At 30.1% G+C, this 19,818-nt stretch carries 19 protein-coding genes; 9 read left to right on the top strand and 10 right to left on the bottom strand.

Annotated features, from left to right (window positions below; all coding sequences use genetic code 11):
• Window positions 1–6: 6 nt before the first annotated feature.
• The 4 genes from FVE72_RS00735 to FVE72_RS00720 all read right to left on the bottom strand — a co-directional run bounded on the left by FVE72_RS00735 (window position 7) and on the right by FVE72_RS00720 (window position 4,831).
• Window positions 7–561, bottom strand: a complete 555-nt coding sequence (locus tag FVE72_RS00735; protein ID WP_232049458.1) for a restriction endonuclease subunit S — start codon at window positions 559–561, stop codon at window positions 7–9.
• 56 nt (window positions 562–617) lie between these two features.
• Window positions 618–1,835, bottom strand: a complete 1,218-nt coding sequence (locus FVE72_RS00730; RefSeq protein ID WP_146966307.1) for a restriction endonuclease subunit S — start codon at window positions 1,833–1,835, stop codon at window positions 618–620.
• 415 nt (window positions 1,836–2,250) lie between these two features.
• On the bottom strand, window positions 2,251–3,258 hold the full coding sequence (gene rhuM, locus FVE72_RS00725; protein WP_026736871.1) for a virulence RhuM family protein: 1,008 nt from the start codon (window positions 3,256–3,258) through the stop codon (window positions 2,251–2,253).
• The gene (locus tag FVE72_RS00720; protein WP_026736870.1) at window positions 3,251–4,831 is read right to left on the bottom strand and encodes a type I restriction-modification system subunit M; all 1,581 of its coding nucleotides are present in this window, start codon (window positions 4,829–4,831) and stop codon (window positions 3,251–3,253) included. Before FVE72_RS00720 ends, rhuM begins: the two co-directional genes overlap by 8 nt.
• A 140-nt stretch (window positions 4,832–4,971) precedes the next feature.
• Between FVE72_RS00720 and FVE72_RS11625 the strand changes: the two genes are divergently transcribed.
• From FVE72_RS11625 to FVE72_RS00680, 8 genes are all read left to right on the top strand, one after another.
• Window positions 4,972–5,394, top strand: a complete 423-nt coding sequence (locus FVE72_RS11625) for an OmpA family protein (protein WP_026736869.1) — start codon at window positions 4,972–4,974, stop codon at window positions 5,392–5,394.
• Window positions 5,395–5,962: 568 nt separating this feature from the next.
• Window positions 5,963–6,403, top strand: coding sequence for a VOC family protein (locus FVE72_RS00710; RefSeq protein ID WP_026736867.1), 441 nt, complete (start codon window positions 5,963–5,965; stop codon window positions 6,401–6,403).
• 27 nt (window positions 6,404–6,430) lie between these two features.
• Window positions 6,431–6,922 carry a hypothetical protein gene (locus FVE72_RS00705; RefSeq protein WP_026736866.1) on the top strand — a complete coding sequence of 164 codons (492 nt, stop codon included), beginning with the start codon at window positions 6,431–6,433 and terminating at the stop codon, window positions 6,920–6,922.
• Window positions 6,923–6,940: 18 nt separating this feature from the next.
• Window positions 6,941–7,873, top strand: a complete 933-nt coding sequence (locus FVE72_RS00700; RefSeq protein WP_026736865.1) for a dihydroorotate oxidase — start codon at window positions 6,941–6,943, stop codon at window positions 7,871–7,873.
• A gap of 13 nt (window positions 7,874–7,886) precedes the next feature.
• Window positions 7,887–8,618 carry an NAD-dependent protein deacylase gene (locus FVE72_RS00695; RefSeq protein ID WP_026736864.1) on the top strand — a complete coding sequence of 244 codons (732 nt, stop codon included), beginning with the start codon at window positions 7,887–7,889 and terminating at the stop codon, window positions 8,616–8,618.
• Between the two features lie 168 nt (window positions 8,619–8,786).
• A complete protein-coding gene (gene sppA / locus FVE72_RS00690; RefSeq protein ID WP_026736863.1) occupies window positions 8,787–10,436 on the top strand; it encodes a signal peptide peptidase SppA in 1,650 nt (549 codons plus the stop codon).
• A gap of 26 nt (window positions 10,437–10,462) precedes the next feature.
• A complete protein-coding gene (locus FVE72_RS00685; protein WP_026736862.1) occupies window positions 10,463–10,933 on the top strand; it encodes a low molecular weight protein-tyrosine-phosphatase in 471 nt (156 codons plus the stop codon).
• Window positions 10,933–11,448, top strand: a complete 516-nt coding sequence (locus tag FVE72_RS00680) for a GNAT family N-acetyltransferase (protein WP_026736861.1) — start codon at window positions 10,933–10,935, stop codon at window positions 11,446–11,448. The genes FVE72_RS00685 and FVE72_RS00680 overlap by 1 nt, the downstream gene beginning before the upstream one ends.
• A gap of 42 nt (window positions 11,449–11,490) precedes the next feature.
• Here FVE72_RS00680 and eutJ read toward each other — a convergent pair whose 3' ends face one another.
• The 3 genes from eutJ to FVE72_RS00665 form a co-directional block, all read right to left on the bottom strand.
• Window positions 11,491–12,324: an ethanolamine utilization protein EutJ gene (gene eutJ / locus FVE72_RS00675; protein ID WP_026736860.1), complete on the bottom strand. Its 834-nt coding sequence runs from the start codon at window positions 12,322–12,324 to the stop codon at window positions 11,491–11,493.
• Window positions 12,325–12,454: 130 nt separating this feature from the next.
• Entirely contained in the window at window positions 12,455–13,756 is a 1,302-nt protein-coding gene (locus tag FVE72_RS00670) for a type II restriction enzyme (protein ID WP_026736859.1), read from the bottom strand.
• Window positions 13,743–14,594, bottom strand: coding sequence for a DNA adenine methylase (locus FVE72_RS00665; protein ID WP_026736858.1), 852 nt, complete (start codon window positions 14,592–14,594; stop codon window positions 13,743–13,745). The genes FVE72_RS00670 and FVE72_RS00665 overlap by 14 nt, the downstream gene beginning before the upstream one ends.
• Before the next feature lie 150 nt (window positions 14,595–14,744).
• Between FVE72_RS00665 and FVE72_RS00660 the strand changes: the two genes are divergently transcribed.
• Complete coding sequence (locus FVE72_RS00660) at window positions 14,745–15,494, top strand: TRM11 family SAM-dependent methyltransferase (protein WP_026736857.1); 750 nt, start codon at window positions 14,745–14,747, stop codon at window positions 15,492–15,494.
• Window positions 15,495–15,550: 56 nt separating this feature from the next.
• Here FVE72_RS00660 and FVE72_RS00655 read toward each other — a convergent pair whose 3' ends face one another.
• The 3 genes from FVE72_RS00655 to FVE72_RS00645 form a co-directional block, all read right to left on the bottom strand.
• Window positions 15,551–18,265 carry a glycoside hydrolase family 38 N-terminal domain-containing protein gene (locus FVE72_RS00655; protein ID WP_051411704.1) on the bottom strand — a complete coding sequence of 905 codons (2,715 nt, stop codon included), beginning with the start codon at window positions 18,263–18,265 and terminating at the stop codon, window positions 15,551–15,553.
• On the bottom strand, window positions 18,255–19,436 hold the full coding sequence (locus FVE72_RS00650; protein WP_026736855.1) for a PTS fructose transporter subunit IIC: 1,182 nt from the start codon (window positions 19,434–19,436) through the stop codon (window positions 18,255–18,257). Before FVE72_RS00650 ends, FVE72_RS00655 begins: the two co-directional genes overlap by 11 nt.
• Before the next feature lie 69 nt (window positions 19,437–19,505).
• Window positions 19,506–19,814 carry a PTS fructose transporter subunit IIB gene (locus FVE72_RS00645; protein ID WP_081724155.1) on the bottom strand — a complete coding sequence of 103 codons (309 nt, stop codon included), beginning with the start codon at window positions 19,812–19,814 and terminating at the stop codon, window positions 19,506–19,508.
• Window positions 19,815–19,818: the final 4 nt, after the last annotated feature.

Here is a 19,818-nt window from a genome sequence, read left to right as displayed (position 1 = left end):
TCAAAATTAATTTTCTTTTGGAAAATCCAATAATTTTTCCCTATAATATTCATATTGATTCTGTCTTAATTCTATTTCTTTCGGTAACCCTTGGGATAAATCGTTTATTAAAGTATCGAATTTATCGAGGATTTTCACAACCTTTTCCTGAGTTTCCAATGGAGGGATTGGGATTTCTAATTGTGAATATTTTGATATCCATATTCTCTTATGTTCTGTAACATCAAAATTTATAGTTTTTATATAATGATAACAATATCTAAGATTTACAAATTGGTTTTTAGATTTTAAAATTTTCATTGCTGATGATTTAACCTTAAATTCAAAATCAACCCAATGATTACTAGCTGTAAAATCATCAAATATTATAACAGGATTTTCTTTACTAGCTTTATAAATCCCCTCTATTTCATTGGTGTATCCAAGAATAAATGTTTGACCTGCAGTTAAGACAGGTATTTTAAATTTATTATCATATTGAGTGGAATTTACGATGTACTTTGTAGGTTGTTCATAATCTATTATCTCCCCCAACTTCTTCCACTCTACTTTTTCAAACAAATCAATTTCAATAATCTCTGTCGCTTCTTTTAATAAATTAAAGAAATTATTAGGAATTATTGTGTGTGTGTGTGTGTGTGTGTGTTACCACATTTTTCGTCAAAAGTCAATAGCTTCTCACGATAATATTCATATTGTTTTTGTCTTTGTTCTATTTCTTGTGGCAATAATCCTTTTGTGTCTTTCAATAATTCTTGAAATTTATCCAAAACTTTTACTACTTTATCTTGAATTTCTATCGGTGGTAAAAATATTTTCATATTAACTAAATTATAATTATACATTCTTTTTATAGTCCCTCCACTTGAAGGATTCCAATTAACTATTTGATAATAGTAATATAAATATTTATTCAAAACTTTACTTTCATTATGCGAAAGCCAAACAATATTACTATCCTGAAAATAACAATCTTCACCATCAAAAATAACAGTTCTTCCTATTGTTCCACTTGCAGAAATTAATACTTCTCCTTTTTTGGGATAACTATACTTTTTTTTGTATTCTTCAAAAATTTCTCGTGAAATAAATGAATCTGCTTTTTTTCCAAAAGTCCCTATTTTATAAAAAGGAACTGTTCCCTTTGTAGAAGTTTGTTCTTTTAAAATTCTTTTACACATTTTTATTTCACCAATTTCTCCAAGAGTAGTAACTCTTAATTTGTATTCTTTATCTTCAAATTTATCAATCTTCTCAGAAATCTTATTCAAATACTGTTCACTAAGCAACTTATCTCTATAATAATTGTATTGTTTAGTTCTCGATTGTAATTCAGATTGTAATTCAGATTGTAATTCAGTAACATAATTTGTGAATTTGTCAAGTATTTTTACAATTTTTTCCTGAGTTTCCAATGAAGGAATTGGGATTTCTAAATTTTCTAAAACAGATTTTGCTATACTGGGAATTCCTGCCCCTTCTTGCCTTTCTTGCAGCTTCTCTTGATTCATTTTAAGAAAATGATAAACATATCTTTTTAAGATTTTTTCTCTTGGAATAATAGCATAAGCATGTGCTCCCAACCAAAATCTATTTTCTATAAAATTTACATATCCAGCTGAGGCTCCTCCTTGAGAAATTGTAATTGTATTAGCTTCTTGATTAAACACTTCAATATATCCAGATGGTAATATCCCTCCATTTATCACTGGATATAAAGACTCTTCTAACATATCTCTTTTATTAAATTGCTTTCCTTTTACTATCTCACAAACTTCCCCCAATTTCTTCCACTCCACTTTTTCATTCTTTAATAATTTTTCTATTTTAGTCATTTTTAAGCCTCGCTATATTTTGATTATTATCTTTTTATAAAACAAAATTTTCTTATTTCCAAATTATATTTAAAATATATTCCCAATCTAAAGGAAGTTTTAATCTGCTTGTTTTTATCTTTTTAAAAGCCTCCTGATTATCAGAAAGATCTATTTCCAATCTTTCCAAATATTTCTTAAATTTTCTTTTTAAAGAATCGAAATCCTATTTCAATAAAAATAGTTTTAATATTGCTAATAAACAAAAAACCCTTACGCCTCTCGTAGAATTGTAAGGGTTCTGCTCGCCTCTCGTAGAATTGAGCCTATCACTTACAAATATTATATATAAATTATATATTATTGTCAATAAAAATTTTAACATTTTAAAAAATTGCTTTATTTTTTTATTATTTAATTTTCCAATTTATACATTTTATCGTTTCTCTTTTTCTTTTACCCTCTTCTCAATCTCCTTTATCTCCTTCAAATAATCTTTTTCCACTTGTGAAAGAGTTTTCTGCTGAAATTTCTTATATTCTTCATTTACTTTTTCTTTCATTTTCTGCCTTGTAATTTTACCGTTACCTTCCAGCAAATCCTCGCCCGTAGCTTTTAATATGTTATCCACATGATTTATCCAGTCTTTCATTGTCATCTGTATTTCTCTTTCCGCCTGTCTTTCGGCAAAATCCAAATATCCCGAAACGAGTTGATTAAGACCTCTTAATTCTTTCTCTGAAAGATAGTTTTTCGCAGTTTCTGCCTCTTTTTTTGTTGGCAGATTCCCTTTAAAAGAAGTCAATCCCATAAATTCTTTTTCGGCATCTACTCTATCGTATACCAGTTCACTCGCTGTATTATGATGAATTGCATAATGTATCTTATTTTGCACCGTTGCAAAAAACTTTTTGGCTTCATCGCTCTTTGAATTATAATCAATACTTGTCGCAAATAAATCTAATACCTGACGATAAAATACTTTTTCGCTTGAACGAATATCCCGAATACGTTCTAAGAGCTCTTTAAAATAAGTACCTCCGCCAAATTCTTTTAACCTTTCATCATTCATAGCAAAGCCTTTTATCAAATATTCTTTCAAAATAGTCGAAGCATAATTTCTGAACTGTATTCCACGTGGAGAACGCACACGATAACCTATTGCAAGTATCATATCCAGATTATAATATGCCACCTCTTTAGTTTGTGTTTTTCCTTCTATTGCACCGTGTTGAGTGGTTATCAACTTATAGTTGACAACCACTTTTTTCTCCAATTCTCCGTCATCAAAAATAGCTTTTATATGTTTACTTATATTTTGCTTACTCGTTTGAAAAAGCTCTGCTAACTCCATCTGATTCAGCCAAACAGTATTATTTTCAAGATGAAGCTCTATTTTAGATTTTCCGTCATCTGTATTATAAATAATTATTTCATTACTCATCTTCAAGCTCCTTTACTATTTCATTTATAGAAGCTCTTAAAGCGTCAATTTTTATTACCGTTTCTTCAATCTCTTTATTTAAAACTTTTATATCAATTATTTCCCTTGTATCTTCTTTTTCCACATATGTAGAAACCGAAAGATTGTAGTCATTTTCTTCAATTTCACTCTTGTCTACGTATCTTGAAAAATACTCTTTATCAGACCTGTTTTTAAATTCTTCAACAATATTTTCTATATTTTTCTCTTCCAAAATATTGTTATTTGTTTCTTTCTTAAACTCTTTACTCGCATCTATAAATAACACTTTGTTTTCAGTTTTATTTTTTGCCATAACTAAAATACATGTAGCGATAGATGTTCCAAAAAACAGATTTTCAGGAAGTTGTATAACACAGTCTATAAAGTTATTATCTACAAGATATTTGCGAATAGTCTGTTCCGCTCCTTTACGATAGAAAATGCCCGGAAAGCATACTATAGCTGCCCGTCCTTTACTTGAGAGATAACTTAAAGAATGCATAATAAAAGCATAATCCGCATAAGACTTAGGTGCTAACTTTCCTGCAGGTGCAAAACGCTCATCATTTATAAGTGTAGGATCTCCGTCCCCTATCCATTTAATCGAGTATGGAGGATTGGAAACAATAGCATCAAAGGGTTTCTCTTCGCTATGCAGTGGATTAAGTAGAGTATCTCCTCGCTTAATCGAAAAATTATTATAGTTTATATTATGCAGAAACATATTCATACGGGCAAGGTTAAAGTTGGTCATATTTATTTCCTGTCCGAAAAATCCTTCGTCTATAATATGTTCTTCAAACTGCTTTTTCATTTGCAGTAGTAACGAACCGCTTCCACAAGTCGGATCATACACTTTATTAATACTTGTTTTCCCTTCCATTACAAGTCTTGCCAATAATTTTGAAACCGTTTGAGGAGTAAAAAATTCTCCTCCCGACTTTCCTGCGTTACTTGCATAATTTGAGATCAAATATTCATAAGCATCTCCGAACGCATCTATGTCATTTTCTTCAAATTTCCCGAAGTTTATTTCCGAAATCCCTGTCAAAATATCTGTCAATCTTTTATTTTTCTCGGCAACAGTTCCGCCCAATCGGTTACTTGTAGTGTCTACATCTTCAAATAATCCTTTAATATCATTTTCCGAAGCAAACCCGATTGCACTGGCTTCTATAGATTTAAAAATATTGGCTAAGTCGGTATTCAAATTCTCATTTTTTGCAGCATTTTTTACTACATTTTCAAATAACTGACTCGGCAAAATAAAAAATCCTTTATCTTCCACAGTATTAGGTCTGAAATCTCTTTCAGCTTCTTCATCACTTATTTTTGAGTAATCAAACTCCAAATCTCCCGCCTCATGCTCGGCAGAATTAAAAAAAGTTACCATATTTTCTGAGATAAATCTGTAAAACAGTATGCCTAGTACATACTGTTTAAAATCCCATCCGTCTACAGCTCCACGTACTTCATCTGCAATAGACCATATCTTACGATGTAATTCCGATCTTTGTATTCCTTCTTTAGATTCTTTTGAATTATTCTCCATTTTTCCTCCTGCTTTATTTTATTCATTTTCCATCTTAAATTTTATCATTTAAAAATTTTTTATCTTTCTATTTTTTTAAGTTTTATTCAATATTATACCATAAATTATAGTTACAATAAAGAATACAGCTTATTTTTTTGATGAGAAATCTTCTACTTCTCCACAATTTAAAAGATTTCTTTAAAATTCTGCGTTTAAAAAATATTATCACTGTGGAAATTATAGGTCATACAGACTCTGAAGAAAAGGATAAAGACCGTCTTTCTTTAAAGAGAGCCGAAAATTTTTATAAGTTTTTGAGAGAAAACGGATTGGATGAAAGTATTATTTTAGATAAAATTTCGGCAAAGGGAGACAAAGAACCTGCAGATACTAATAAACTGTATAGGGACGATATAACAACAGAAGAATACAGGTTATTTTTAAAAGTATTTTTTTTGATAATAAATAAAAATTGTCTTAAATTAATAATTTTTTATCATTTTATATTTAAGACAGCCTTTTATATTTCTCACTTTTTATTTCTGTTAAATTATACCATATTTTTTTGTACTTTCATTTAATTTTTTGAAAAGATTTTTTCTTGTAATTACTTTTTATTTCTGCTAATATAAAGATATAAATAAAACTGTTGTTAAAAGGAAAAAATATGAAATTAAATACAGTAATAGCGGGAAAATATGAAGATAAAAGAATTTTTTCCTGTTTTGGAAATTTATATATTCTTACAGGTTTTATGAAATGGAAAAAATTAAATTTCGATTCTTTTAAAAGATATAAAATACTTAAAAAAAATCATGAAGGTAAATTTGTTTATATTAAATTTCACACCGGCGAAGAACTTGCAATTTATATAAACAACCGATTTTACGGATATATAGCAAAGTATTTTAAGAACTATTATCAACAATTGCGAGAGCTTCCTAAAGTTAATTCAAAAAAAAGAATATCAATTTGGAAAATTATAGGTTATATTTTTTGGATATTAATAATCATAGGTATTCTTTTCTGTGCTTTTATATTTGCGATTTCCATTTTAATATTCATGTTTTTTGTGTTTGTTTTTATATTGACTCTGTAAACAATTATTTTCAATTTATCTACTTAATTGCTATTAAAAGGAGCCCCGATATGAATCCTAAAATTGATCATATTCATATAACTGTGAAAGATATTAACCGTGCGGAGAAATTTTATGATAAACTGCTCCCGATTATCGGATTTGATTTATCTCTAAAAGAATATACCGATGTGCCAGAACATGAGTATAAAATTATCGAGTATCATAATAAAAATTTTTCTTTCGGAATTGTGAATGAGCGTCTACAATATGCACATGAAGCTGTTAACCAAAGAAAACCGGGAGCCTTGCACCATTTAGCTTTTCATGTGGAAACTAAAGAAGAGGTTGATATTCTATACCAAAAAATTTTGGAAATTCCGGCAGCTATAGTTCAGCCTCCCCAATATTATATAGAATACTGCAAGGATTATTATGCCTTTTTCTTTAAAGATTCTGAAGGAATTGAATATGAAATAGTAAATTTTCAAAGAAACAAATATTTTTATTAAATAATTAATTTTTAAAGGAGAATTATTATGAAAAAACTTATATTATTATTTTTATTTTTAATCGTAGGCTCATTGTCCTTTTCAGCTTTGGATAAAATTGTAATCGCAATTCCCGATAATGATTATGAACACCTTATAATCACAGGAACTAAAAGTAGAGGAAAATTGGCAAATACACTTTTTGGAGGAAAGAAAGATAAGGATTTCGGAAAAGATTTGTATATCGCTCTTTACAAATCAAATAAACTGACATTTATTATTGAAAAATATGACGGTCCCGCTCTTGCAAATGCTTTAACTTTTTTTGAAAAAGAAAAATTTTACGGAAATATTGAAATAATAGAAATTTCAGCAGTCGAAAATGAAAATATTAAAAAAATAGCAGATAAAAACAAATGGATTTATTCAAGATACAGTAATGTTTCGGATATTGAAGGAACGGTAAAAATACATGGAAATGACACTCCGAAAAGTAAATATATCGGAGAACTTTTACAAGCAAAAAAAGAATTAAAATAGAATCACAGGAGGTTTGCAATGTCATCAACAAAAACAACTATCGGAAATTATGAATTTGAAAATTGCCTTATGAATGCGGCAGGTGTTTACTGTTACGACCGTAATGAACTGGAGCAGATTATAAACTCCGACGCGGGAGCTTTTGTTACAAAAAGTGCCACGTTAAATCCCCGCGAAGGAAATCCTCTTCCCCGTTATTACGACACAAAATTAGGGTGTATAAATTCTATGGGTTTGCCTAATTTGGGGATTGACTATTATTTAGATTATTTACTGGAATTACAGAAAACTCATCCTGATCGTACATTTTTCCTATCTTTGACAGGACTGTCTTCGGAAGAAATTCATACATTGCTGAAAAAAGTTTATGAAAGTGATTTCAACGGATTGACAGAGTTAAATCTTTCCTGTCCCAATGTTCCCGGCAAACCTCAAACAGCTTATGATTTGGAAGCTACGGAAAAATTACTGAATGAAGTATTTGAATATTTCAAAAAGCTTCTGGGAGTTAAACTGCCTCCTTACTTTGATATTGTTCATTTTGACGAAGCTGCCAAAGTTTTCAATAAATTTCCCTTAACATTTGTAAACTGTATTAACAGCATAGGAAACGGTCTTGTAATTAATGACGAGTATGTTGTTATAAAGCCTAAACAGGGATTCGGCGGTATCGGCGGAGAATATATCAAACCCACAGCCCTTGCCAATGTTCATGCCTTTTATCAAAGGCTGAATCCGACTATACAGATTATAGGTACAGGAGGAATACTGACAGGACGGGATGCTTTTGAGCATATTCTTTGCGGTGCGAGTCTCGTTCAGATAGGAACTGCTTTGCAAAAAGAAGGCCCTGAAGTATTTTCAAGAATTACCCGTGAGTTGAAAGAAATAATGGACGAAAAAGGTTACAAAACTCTTAATGATTTTAGAGGAAAATTGAAATATTTATAAATTGGAGAAAGTTATGGATAAAATAAATCAACTTCAAAAAATAATAGATGAAAGTAAAAAAACAGTATTTTTCGGAGGAGCGGGAGTATCTACAGAATCAGGTATTCCCGACTTCAGAAGTGCCGACGGTCTTTACAGCATAAAGATTAACAGACATTTTTCTCCGGAGCAGTTGGTTTCTCACACTATGTACTTGAAATATCCCGAAGAATTTTATCAATTTTACAAAACTCATTTGATTTATCCCGATGCCGAGCCGAATTTTGCCCATTATTATTTGGCAAAACTTGAGCAACAGGAGAAACTTTCTGCAGTAATTACTCAAAATATCGACTGTCTGCATGAAAAGGCGGGAAGCCGAAAAGTATTGAAATTGCATGGTTCAGTTGATAAAAATACTTGTATAGATTGCGGGAAAAAATACAATTTGGAAGAATTTTTGGAATTGTATCACAACGGTATTCCTCACTGTCCCGAATGTAACGGTATTATAAAGCCCGATGTAACACTATATGAAGAAACTCCCGATATGTCGGTCTTTGATGAAGCCATTCGGCATTTATCCCGAGCGGATACTCTTATTATCGGCGGAACTTCCCTTGTTGTCTATCCTGCTGCTTCATTAATACAGTATTTTAGAGGTAAAAATCTCATACTAATTAATAAATCTGAAACTTTTCAGGATAATTATGCAAATTTAGTTATTCATGACCGTATCGGAGAGGTTTTTAAACAATTAAAATAAAATATTTTAAATTAAGACTTATTCCTGTTTTCGACTTCTGTTCCCTGAATTTTCAGCGATTTCCGAATTTCGGGAATTTTTTTAAAATATTGCTTTCTTTATATTGATATATTCCCCCTTTATTTGCTATAATTAAATTACAAACATATATTAAGGGAGGGGAAAATAATGTTTATTTTAAACACGATTATACAGGTATTACTAACTGTAGCCTTATATCTGGTTATAGGTATCATTATTTACAAAAAATTACTGAAAGGTAAAAAGAAAAAGGAAATTTCCAAGAAAGATGCAAAAACGGTTGTTTTCGATGTGTCCGACGTAAAAGAAGATGAAATGGGAGCTGCTGTGGAAATAAACAGTAAAATCTCATATTACGAGGTTTTACAGGGACTGAAAAGTTTAACAACTGATAAAGATGTCAAAAAAATAATAATAGACGTTGATAAATTAAACTTACCGTTAGCAAAATGGGAAGAACTTTCGGAAATTTTTGATGAAATAAGAAAAAGTAAGGAACTTGTTGCAATAGGAACATTTTTCGACGAAAGAAAATACAGATATGCTATGGTTGCAAGTAAAGTCTTTATGCTTAACACAAGACAATCGACCGTCTGTTTCAGAGGATATGAGTATAAAGAGCCTTACTGGAAATCTTTTTTGGCAAAGTTCGGAATAAAAATGAATATTCTCCATATCGGAGATTACAAAGTGGCAGGAGAGAATTACAGTCATGATAAAATGTCTCCTGAGAAAAAACAGTCTATTTTAAATATAAAGGAAAGTTTATTTCGAAATTTTATAAAATCTGTTGAAAATAAAAGGGGAGTTAATATTGAAAACGAAATATTAAACGGAGATTTTATTTTCGTTGGTACGGATAAAGCACTGGAATCAAAATTAATTGACGGAGTAGCTGACTACGAAGAAATCGGGATAAATTATAAAGAAGATACTGTTTCTTTTGAAGATTATCTGTCGATTTATAAAGAGAAAAAGAATAAAAGCAAAGACACGATAGCGATTATAAATATTGAAGGTATTATTGAGCCTAAAAAATCTAACAAAGTCAATATTACATACAAAAATGTCTGTGAAAAACTTGATAAACTTGAAGATATAAAAAATCTGAAAGGTCTTGTTTTAAGAATAAATTCTCCCGGCGGAAGTGCTCTGGAAGCTGAAAAAATACATCAGAAATTAAAAAAATTGGATGTACCGATATATATTTCTATGGGAGATGTCTGTGCCAGCGGTGGATATTATATCGCTTCGGCAGGAAAGAAAATATTTGCCGACAGTATGACTCTTACAGGCTCAATCGGTGTTGTCTTAATGTATCCCGAACTTTCAGAAACTTTAAATAAAATAGATGTCAATATAGAAGGATTTGAAAAAGGTAAAGGATTTGATATTTTTAATATTTTTGAAACATTAAGTGAAGAGTCGAAAGAAAAAATCATTCATACAATGAACGAAGTTTATTCCGAGTTCAAATCTCACGTAATCGCAGCCAGAGGAATGTCCGAAAAAGAGCTGGAAAAAATTGCAGGAGGAAGAGTTTGGTTGGGGAGTGAAGCTGTAAATATCAATCTGATTGATGAAATCGGTTCTCTTGAAAAATCCGTAGAAACTATGGCGAAAGATTTGAAACTCGATAAATATAAAGTGGAGAATCTCAAACTGAAAAAATCTTTGAAAGAAACATTAACAAGCATAAAGACTCCGTTAATATCCGAAGAACTGGAAGACAAAATAAGATTTATGCAAAACAATGTCAATCAGATTTTGTATTATGAAAACGATTTTGAATTATAAATAAAAACAGAAGGAGAATATTTAAAATGGTACAGGTTTTATTTGTCTGCTTAGGAAACATTTGCCGTTCACCTATGGCAGAAGCCGTTTTCAGAAAAATGGTAGATAATGAAGGTTTAAGTCATCAGATTTATATAGATTCGGCTGCTACAAGCTCCTGGGAGCACGGAAATCCTGTTCACAAGGGAACTCGTGAGCGTCTTGCAAAAGAGGGCATCAGCACTGTCGGAATGTACTCCAGAATTTTGAATGATGACGATTTATCGGTTAATTATATTATCGGTATGGATCAGAGCAATATTGAAAATATAGAAAGGTTTTTGAGAAATCGTTATTCGGGAAGACTTCAGCGTTTACTCGAATACGCAGGAGAGGATAGAGATATTCTCGACCCTTGGTATACAGGCGATTTTGATACAACTTATGAAGATGTTGTAAAAGGCTGTGAAGCATTGCTGTCATTTATAAAGAAATATGATTTCAATATGGAGATTTGATGAATAGTGTGATTATAAGACCTGCCGAATTGAAAGATGTAGAAAAAATGGCTTTGGTTCATGTTTCGGCATGGAAGAGTACATATAAAAATATTTTCTCTCAAGATTTTTTAAATAATTTATCGACTGATCTCTGGATAAAAAGATTTAACGATATGATTGTAAATAAAAGGAGTTTTGCCTTTGTTGCCGAATTTGAGAAAAAAATTACCGGCGATATAATTTGGGGAAAAAGTCGTGATAAAAACTTTGATACATTGGGCGAAATTTATGCAATAAATATTTTACCCGATTATCAAAAACGGAACATAGGAAAAACTTTAATATTAAGAGCTCTGTCCGAACTTCAATACAGACATTGCTATAATTCAGTATTTCTGAAAGTAGTCGATAAAAATGAAAATGCACGAAAATTTTACGAACATATGGGATTTAAAGATACAAACATAATTATAAAAGATAAAATAGAAGATTTTTATTTTAATGAGATTGTTTACAGGTATGATTTTGTGTAAATTTAATTAAAACGAGAGCAAATTAAAGCTCTCGTTGTTTTTTTATTTCTGTTTACAACTCAATGCAATTCCCAAAGGAGTAACAAACATAGGGTTTTTAGGTTTTGTTGTTTTTATCCCTGTTTTATTTTCAATAATTTTTTCTATCTCATCAAGACACGTTGTTCCTCCTACAAGACAAATTTCTTCTATTTTGTAGTCTTTTATATGCGTTTCGATTATTGAAGCCACCTTCTCAATTACCGGAACTAAAAGCCCGAAAACTTCGTTATAATTTTTCTTATTTCTTTTAAAGAGTTCCGCTTCTTCAAAAGGCATTCGGTATGCTCCCGCTATTACAAGAGAAAAATGCGTCCCTCCTGTAGGTTCATCGGCAATATACACTACTTTTCCGTCTTTAAACACAGATATTCCTGTAGTCCCTCCTCCTACATCTACAATAACTCCATTTTTAATTTGCAATACTTCGTTGGCTGCTGTGGACTCATCTGAAAGGTATGTTAATTCAAAGCCTGCCGCTTCCACAACATTTTTAACGGCTCCCCCGTCTAATTTGTCAGTTCCAGGAGGAATTGCCGCTGCCGCATAAGTCAATGTAACTCCCAGTTTATTTTCTATTTCCTCTTTAAGTTCTCTTACTATCCTCACCGCTCCCACATAATCCACTACCATTCCGTCTTTTACAACACTAGCATATCTGTATGCCCCTGCAACAGGTCTTTTATTCTCATCCAATACGGCTATAACTACACAAGAGGTCCCCAAATCTACTCCTGTATAATAAAAGGATGATCTTTCTTTTATAGGGTTTTTTACAACTTTTTCAAATTCTTTTACTAATTTATTGCAATAATCGTATGTTATTTTTTTGCTCATCTTCTCTCCTGCTTTTTAAATTTTGTTATATTTTTTAAAATATGTATAAGCATATCATAATTTCGGGATTTGTCAATTATTTTTAATAAATAAAAAATACTTTAAAACTGTGAAATTTACTCATATTCTTTTATTTATAATTTAACCTTGTCAATTCAAATATCCATTTTAACCACCCTAAAACAGAACCTGCTCTTCTTGATATAGTTTCTCTTGATTCACAAATATTTAATTTATACATTTTATTCATTACTTCTTCTTTATCAGGAAATTCCCCTGTTTTAATTATTGTATCAAAAAGTTCATTAAAAATTCGATGCTCTAAAATCAATTCAACTAATTTTAACTGTCTTTCTTTGTAGCTTAATTTAAAAATTTTATTTCCCAATGTTGTTAATTTTCTTAATTTATTTTCTCCTTTTTCAAATAATCCAAGATATTTACCTGCGTTAAAATAATAATCTGATTGTCTTTCTTCAAAATTCATAAGTTCAGCTATTTCAAATTTTGTCATTGGATTTTCATACAAATTTTCTAATAATGATACAACTCTATCCATTGAATCTGCTTGAACAAATGGAGTTTTCACATCATTTTTGTTATCATCTGTTTTTATTTGTAATTTAGACTTCACTTTTTTTAAATCTTCTATTGTTATTTCAGTATCCTGTAAAGAATAATTTTTAGAGTTTACCAATTCAATAGATGAATAATCTTCAAAATTATTAAATCGATATTCAAACAATCTATAAATTTTGTTTGAATAAATAGAAAATACCAATCTAATAGGTTTACTTACTCTATTTTTCCATAATCTATAAGGATAATAAAGTTGTCTTATATGAAAATCTTCATGTATAACATTCTTTGCTTCCATAATAATCACTGAATTCTCATTTTCAAATCCTCCGTCAATTTCACATTGAGCATTATTAACTTCTACTTTCTGTTTTATGTTTTTAAAAGTATTAACTTTAAAATTAAATATACCTGTTCCCATTCTTCCATTAAAAGTCATCACATTTTGACTTGTGTTTAAAAAATCTTCGAGAATACCTGATATTGCTAAAATATTTATTGCATTAGCTTCAGAAGTGATATTGTTTATATCGATCGTTTCATATTCAGGAACTTCTATTTTAGCCATTTTAGTTACACTTTCTTTTAATTCGGGAAGCTTCTCATAAAGACTAAAATTCCCGATAATATATGAATTTCGGCTATCAGGCAACATATTAATTTTGTTATCTTGTAACACTGAAGGTAATGAAGCACTGCTATCCCATTTTGCCATTAATCTCGGTTCTTTAAATTCTTTAATCTGTTCTGCTTTTATATTGTAAAAACCTTTTTTCTTAATTTCTTCTAAAATATTATATTTATTTATTAATTCTTTCCAAGCTTCATTTGCAGTATAATTATTTTTTATCATGGTAAATCAACACCTCATTAATTTCTCCTCTTTTGTTTCCTTTACTATTTATATTTCTTTTTGCCTGAACAGTCTTTATTTTATAACCGTCTTTTTCTCTATACAAATCTCTAATTTCTTCACAATCAGAATTTGATTGTAAAAATGTTATTCCTTTTTTAATAAGCTCATCACATTCATTTTTCAACTCTTTCTGTTCTTGATATGAAAACCCATTTTCTGTATAACCTGTAAAAGAGGAAGAAGATGAAATAGGCATATAAGGAGGATCTAAATATACAAATGCTCCTTTTCTTAAGCCTTTTAAAACTTCTCTATAATCACTATTTCTAATATCTATATCAGAACTTCTGAAATATATTGACATAGCTCTAATAACGGTTTCATTAACAATATTCGGATTTTTATATTTACCGTAAGGAGTATTAAACTGTCCTGCAGAATTTACTCTATATAATCCGTTATAACAAGTTTTATTCAAATAAATTATTCTTGCTGCCTTTTCAATATTTGTTAATTTATTATAATCTATATCTCTATCTTTATTTCTAAGATCATAAAAATAATCTTCGGCATTATTCTTATTGTGTTTTTCCAATTGATTTATAAGTTCTTCCGGAAAATCTTTAACTGTTAAATAAACATTTATCAGTTCTTTATTCAGATCATTGATAATTGCCTTTTTTGGCTGTAATTCAAATAAAACTGCTCCTCCCCCGACAAACGGCTCAACGTATCTTGAATATTTCTTATTTACTAAAGGTATAATTTCAGGTAATAATTGTCTTTTTCCACCAACCCATTTTAAAATAGGGCTGAGCAAAATATTTTTTACCACATTCTTCCTCCTTCCATTATTTTTTTAATATTATATTATATTTTTACAATTTAGTAAAGAAAATAGAAATAAATTAATTTTGAATTTATTATTGATTTAAAAAATAAAATAATGTATAATTTTTAAAAAATATAAAATAAGGTGAGGTATATGGGAAAGAAAAAATTTATAAAAAAGTCAGAACCTGAAAATTTTGAATTGGAGATGAACACTGTTTGGAGTTTTCCTAATAGAGGAAAATGGGGTACTCATGATGCAAAATATCGTGGTAACTGGTCTCCTTATATACCTAGAAATTTATTATTAAGATACTCAAATGAAAATGATTTAATTCTTGATCAATTTGCAGGAGGCGGAACAACATTAGTTGAAGCTAAATTATTAAACAGAAATATTATAGGTATTGATGTTAACGATGAAGCTCTTAATCGTTGTAAAGAAAAATGCAATTTTGAATATGAAAATTCGGGAAAAGTCAAGATTTGTAAAGGGGATGCCAGAAATTTAGATTTTATCTCAAATGAAAGTATTGATTTTATTTGTACTCATCCACCTTATGCAAATATTATTCAATATAGTGAAACTATTGAAAATGATTTATCTCATTTAAAAGTAAAAGATTTTTTAGTTGAAATGAAAAAAGTTGCAGAAGAAAGTTATCGTGTATTGAAAAAAAATAAATTTTGTGCTGTTTTAATGGGAGATATAAGACAAAAAGGACATATTATCCCAATGAGCTTTGAAGTAATGAAAATTTTTGAAAGCGTAGGCTTTAAAACAAAAGAAATTATTATTAAAGAACAACATAATTGTAAAGCTACGGGTTTTTGGAAAACAAATAGTGTAAAATATAATTTTTTATTGATAGCACATGAGTATTTATTTGTATTTAGAAAATAATTCGATATATTTAAAAATTTCTCCTTGATAATTCTGTTTATCAAGAAGAAATTTTCTTACTTCACCCTAACCGTCAAAGCCTGACAAGTTTTGACATTTTTTACTCTTATCCGATTTTTCCCGTCTATTTCTTCATAAGAAAAATCTATTTTATCCATTATCGTTTCCTCATTAAATTTTACTAAATCGACTTTATTAAATTTTTCATTATATATCATTGAAAAGTCAGTTATTTTTACATCGTCAGGATTATAAATTCTTATGATTAAACCGTCTTCTTTTTCAGCTTTTTTGACTGTGCTTAGCACACAATCTTTATTTTCAAATGAAAATAATGAATAACTAAAAGGCGTTGATTGAATTTCAGGTTTATTCATTAAGAAAAAAATATCCACATTTTTAAATTCGGCGGCTTGATAATACTGAAAAGGTGTTAAATATTCCTTAGATAAATTTGTCATATCCGACGCAGAAAATTCATTTTTAGAAATAAAAATTGCAAAATTAAAATTCAGTTTTTTCAGTAATCTTGCGTCAGGAGTAAGATAATCAGCCATTCCCGAAGCTCTTCCCGGTCTGTCCTGCAAATCGGCTTTTCCCATTTCAGGCACTGAACGGAATAAAGTAAGAGCTATCATATCGTACTTTTCTCCTATAACCTGATATTCCCTGACACAATCAGTCATAATACTGACTGTTCCGCATTTATCCGAAAGACTGACAAACGACTGCATAGCCTCTATCGTTCGAGGTTTTTCATTCCAGCCATTTTCTCGCCAATTTTCAACTTCCGGCAAATAAACAGGTCTTTTTATAATCCCGAATTGCTGATCGGCTATAGATTCTTTACTTTCTATTTCAGTCTTAAATAAAACTCTCGTTCTATGTTCTATCGCTTTATTTTCAACTTCAATATCAACCTTTAATAAAAAACTTTCTTTTTCTAAAGATAAAGTAACGAAAAACTCATTTATAACTTCATCTTCATTTTTCTTTCTCATTTTTAGATTATAAGGAATATTCATTTTTAAAGAATATTTTATTTCATGTAATAATGAATTATTTTTTATTTCAAGTACTTCTATAGTTGAATTTTCACTAGTTATAATTCTGTCCTTATAAGGTTCGGAATAATCATAAGTATCTCCTTCATCTCCGGAATTTTCCAAAATCAGAAAACCTTTTCTCTCAAAGTTTTCTTTTTTATTTTTTATAATTATTGAGCCATTTTCACAAACAGTAACTTTTAAATTTTCGTTTTCAACAACATTATTCTTTTCTATACTACTTTTGCTAATTTTCAAACTTTTTTCTCTTATAAATAAAGTCTTATATCCCATAGGATGCAAATTTTTGATATAAATTAAAACTTCAGTCTTATATATTTCCACATTTTCTTTTATCCAACGAGGATTATCATTAGTATTAAAGCCTACTTCAGACTTCATTTTATTTTTTATTCTCTCGGCAAGTTTTTCACTCTTTAATATCTCTATTTCATAGACATTATCATCTGTATCACAAATTTCAAATTCAATAGACGGAGTAAAAATTTCTGCCTTTAATATACCGCTTCTTTCATAAGGTAAAAGATTATAAACTTGAAATTGAAAAATATCCTTTTCGGGAATACTTGACCCTATCTCTCTCATTTTCAACTCAACTAAATTTTCAGTCAATGATTTTACAGTATCGCATCTGTATTCTATACTTTTATTTGTCTTATCAGAATTACACATACCTATACTGTCATGTGCTGCATTTTCAGCCATTAATTTCCATACCTTTTCAAATACTTTATTTTCATATTGAAATCCAAGTTTATACGCTATCGTATTCAAAGGTTCTGCTATATTTACAATATAATTTTCATTTTTATTATTCTTTATTTTTAAATCAGCTCTTGTAGAATAAATAGATTTATGAACTCTGCTAAACTGCCCTGCTGTCATTTCTCCTTTGACTGTGTCATAATGAAAACCGTTATTTTCTGTTTTTTTCATTACTTCATCAATAGTTGACATATAAAAATTACTGTCAGAATGAAGTTTATTAAGTTTTTCTATAATTTCAGGAAGATTTTTTCTGATAGGTCTCTGATCCTCTCCGTTATACAATGTCAAAGTTCCTACAAGTGATCTTCTGTCAGTTTCTTCTTTTAACTTTTTTATTAAATTATTTAAACTGCCTTCTTCTGAAGTAAAATAAACAAAATTACCGTATCTATCCAAATACATATTAAATACTTTGCTTCCATCAGGAGCTTCCCAATAAAATTCATTTTTAAGATAATGATTATCACTAAGCCCTCTTTTAAAAGTATTATAATTTATATCAAATCCGTTAAGAATTTGAGGCATTTGAGCAGACTGCCCGAAAGAATCGGGCATATATCCTGTTTTCATATAATTACCGAAATATTTTGCCCTTTCGATCCCGTAATAAAGATTTCTTATGATAGACTCACCACTTATTACCATTTGATCTGTCTGTGTATACCAAGGACCTATTATAAGCTTACCTTTTGAAACCAGCCTTTTTATTCTTTCTTCATCATAAGGATGAAATTCCAGATAGTCATCTATAATTGACAACTGTGCATCCAGCAAAAAATGTTTAAAATTATCGTTATCCTCTAAAACATCAAATATTTCCTTAAAGTGATTTAAAGAATATATTTTGGAACGAGAAGTGGTAAAATACCACTCTCTATCCCAATGAGTATGAGGAATAACAGGAAAATTATATTTTTTTTCTTTATTAATACTCATCGATTTCCAACTTTCCGTCTTTTATTAATTTATTTCTGTATAAAACATTACATACCGCTATTATAACAGAACCTATAGCTATTCCCAAAATATAAGAATGAAGATTTTTTACAAGAGGCCATGCCCATATTGCAGATTCAGGAAACCATTGTACCGCTCCCAAAGCTATGCCTGAAAATGCTCCTATCACAGATGATACAACATACAATGGTATAGTAAATCCCGGATTTTCCAAAGCAAACGGTATTGCTCCTTCAGAAATTCCCATAAATGCCAAGAAAATTGATGTTTTTCCTGCATCATAAAATTCACTGTTATATACTCTTCTTCCTACAAGTTTTCTGTCTATCAAAGTCGAAAGCCCCAAACCTATTGACGGTGTTACTATAGCTATTGTTCTTGCAGTAATAGGCAGAACCTTTTCTGTTGTAAATCCCAAAGCTACAAAACCTGCTGCTTTATTGACAGGACCTCCTAAGTCGAAAGCTGTAGTTGCAGATAATACAAGAGCATAAGCAAATTGTCCTGCTGCTCCTGCTGCTTCCAACAATGCTCTAATTTGTAAATTTATCCAACCTCCTAACGGAGTTATAACAAATACCATTACTACCATACAAAATAACGAAGCCAATAAAGGAATTAAGAACGTCGACTTAAATGCCAACCAATTTTTCGGTAAATTGATATTTTTATTTAAATATTTAACAAAATACCCTATTATCACAGCAACAATAAATGCTCCTAAAAATCCTGAAGGAACGGGAGTGATTTTATCCCATGCCCCATCTACCATTCCGACAACAGAAATCGGCTTATTTGCTACATATCCTCCTATAAATCCTGCCGCTAATGCAGTTTTCCCACCTATAGAATTAGCGACAAACGCTGCAAACATAGGGATTGCAAAACCAAACAATGTAAATCCGAAACTTTCCATAAGTGAGGCAAGTTTCAATAACTGTAAGTTCATTCCTGTGTATTGGCCTGTTTTTATAGCATCCAAAATAGAAACATTCGGTTCTATTTTAAATATGACATAAGGAATAACCTGTGAAAATGCTCCGATAAGTCCTCCCATTATTAATACGGGTATCATATAGGATATCCCTGTCATAAGATGTTTGTAAAACTCCTGCCAAAAACTGTTTTTTCTTCTTTTTAATTGAGCCATTTCGGTACCTCCTCTTTAAGTCAAGTATTGTTACATACCTGCTGTTTATTTTTTATTTCATTTTTTATACTATAATTCACTTACTATTTCTTCCAGAATTTCTTTTCCCCCACGAATAGCCTCTTTTAAAGTTATTTCATAAGGATCACAATCCTCAAAACGTTCCATGCCCTGTGGTGTAATAGCCAACGCTAAAATAACCGCATCTGCTTCGGTAATGTCTTTTTTTGTCAATTCATTTTGAACTCCGTCCGCTCCCTGAGTTTCTATTTTAATTTCTACTCCTAATTCTTTTGCAGCCTTTTCCAAAGAATCCGCCGCCATAAATGTATGTGCCAGGCCCATCGGACATGCACAAACTGCCACAATTTTTTTCATAATT

This window comes from Pseudoleptotrichia goodfellowii (assembly GCF_007990505.1).
In the GTDB taxonomy this organism is placed as follows: Bacteria; Fusobacteriota; Fusobacteriia; order Fusobacteriales; family Leptotrichiaceae; genus Pseudoleptotrichia; species Pseudoleptotrichia goodfellowii.
This window is presented reverse-complemented; position numbering and strand designations above follow the sequence as displayed.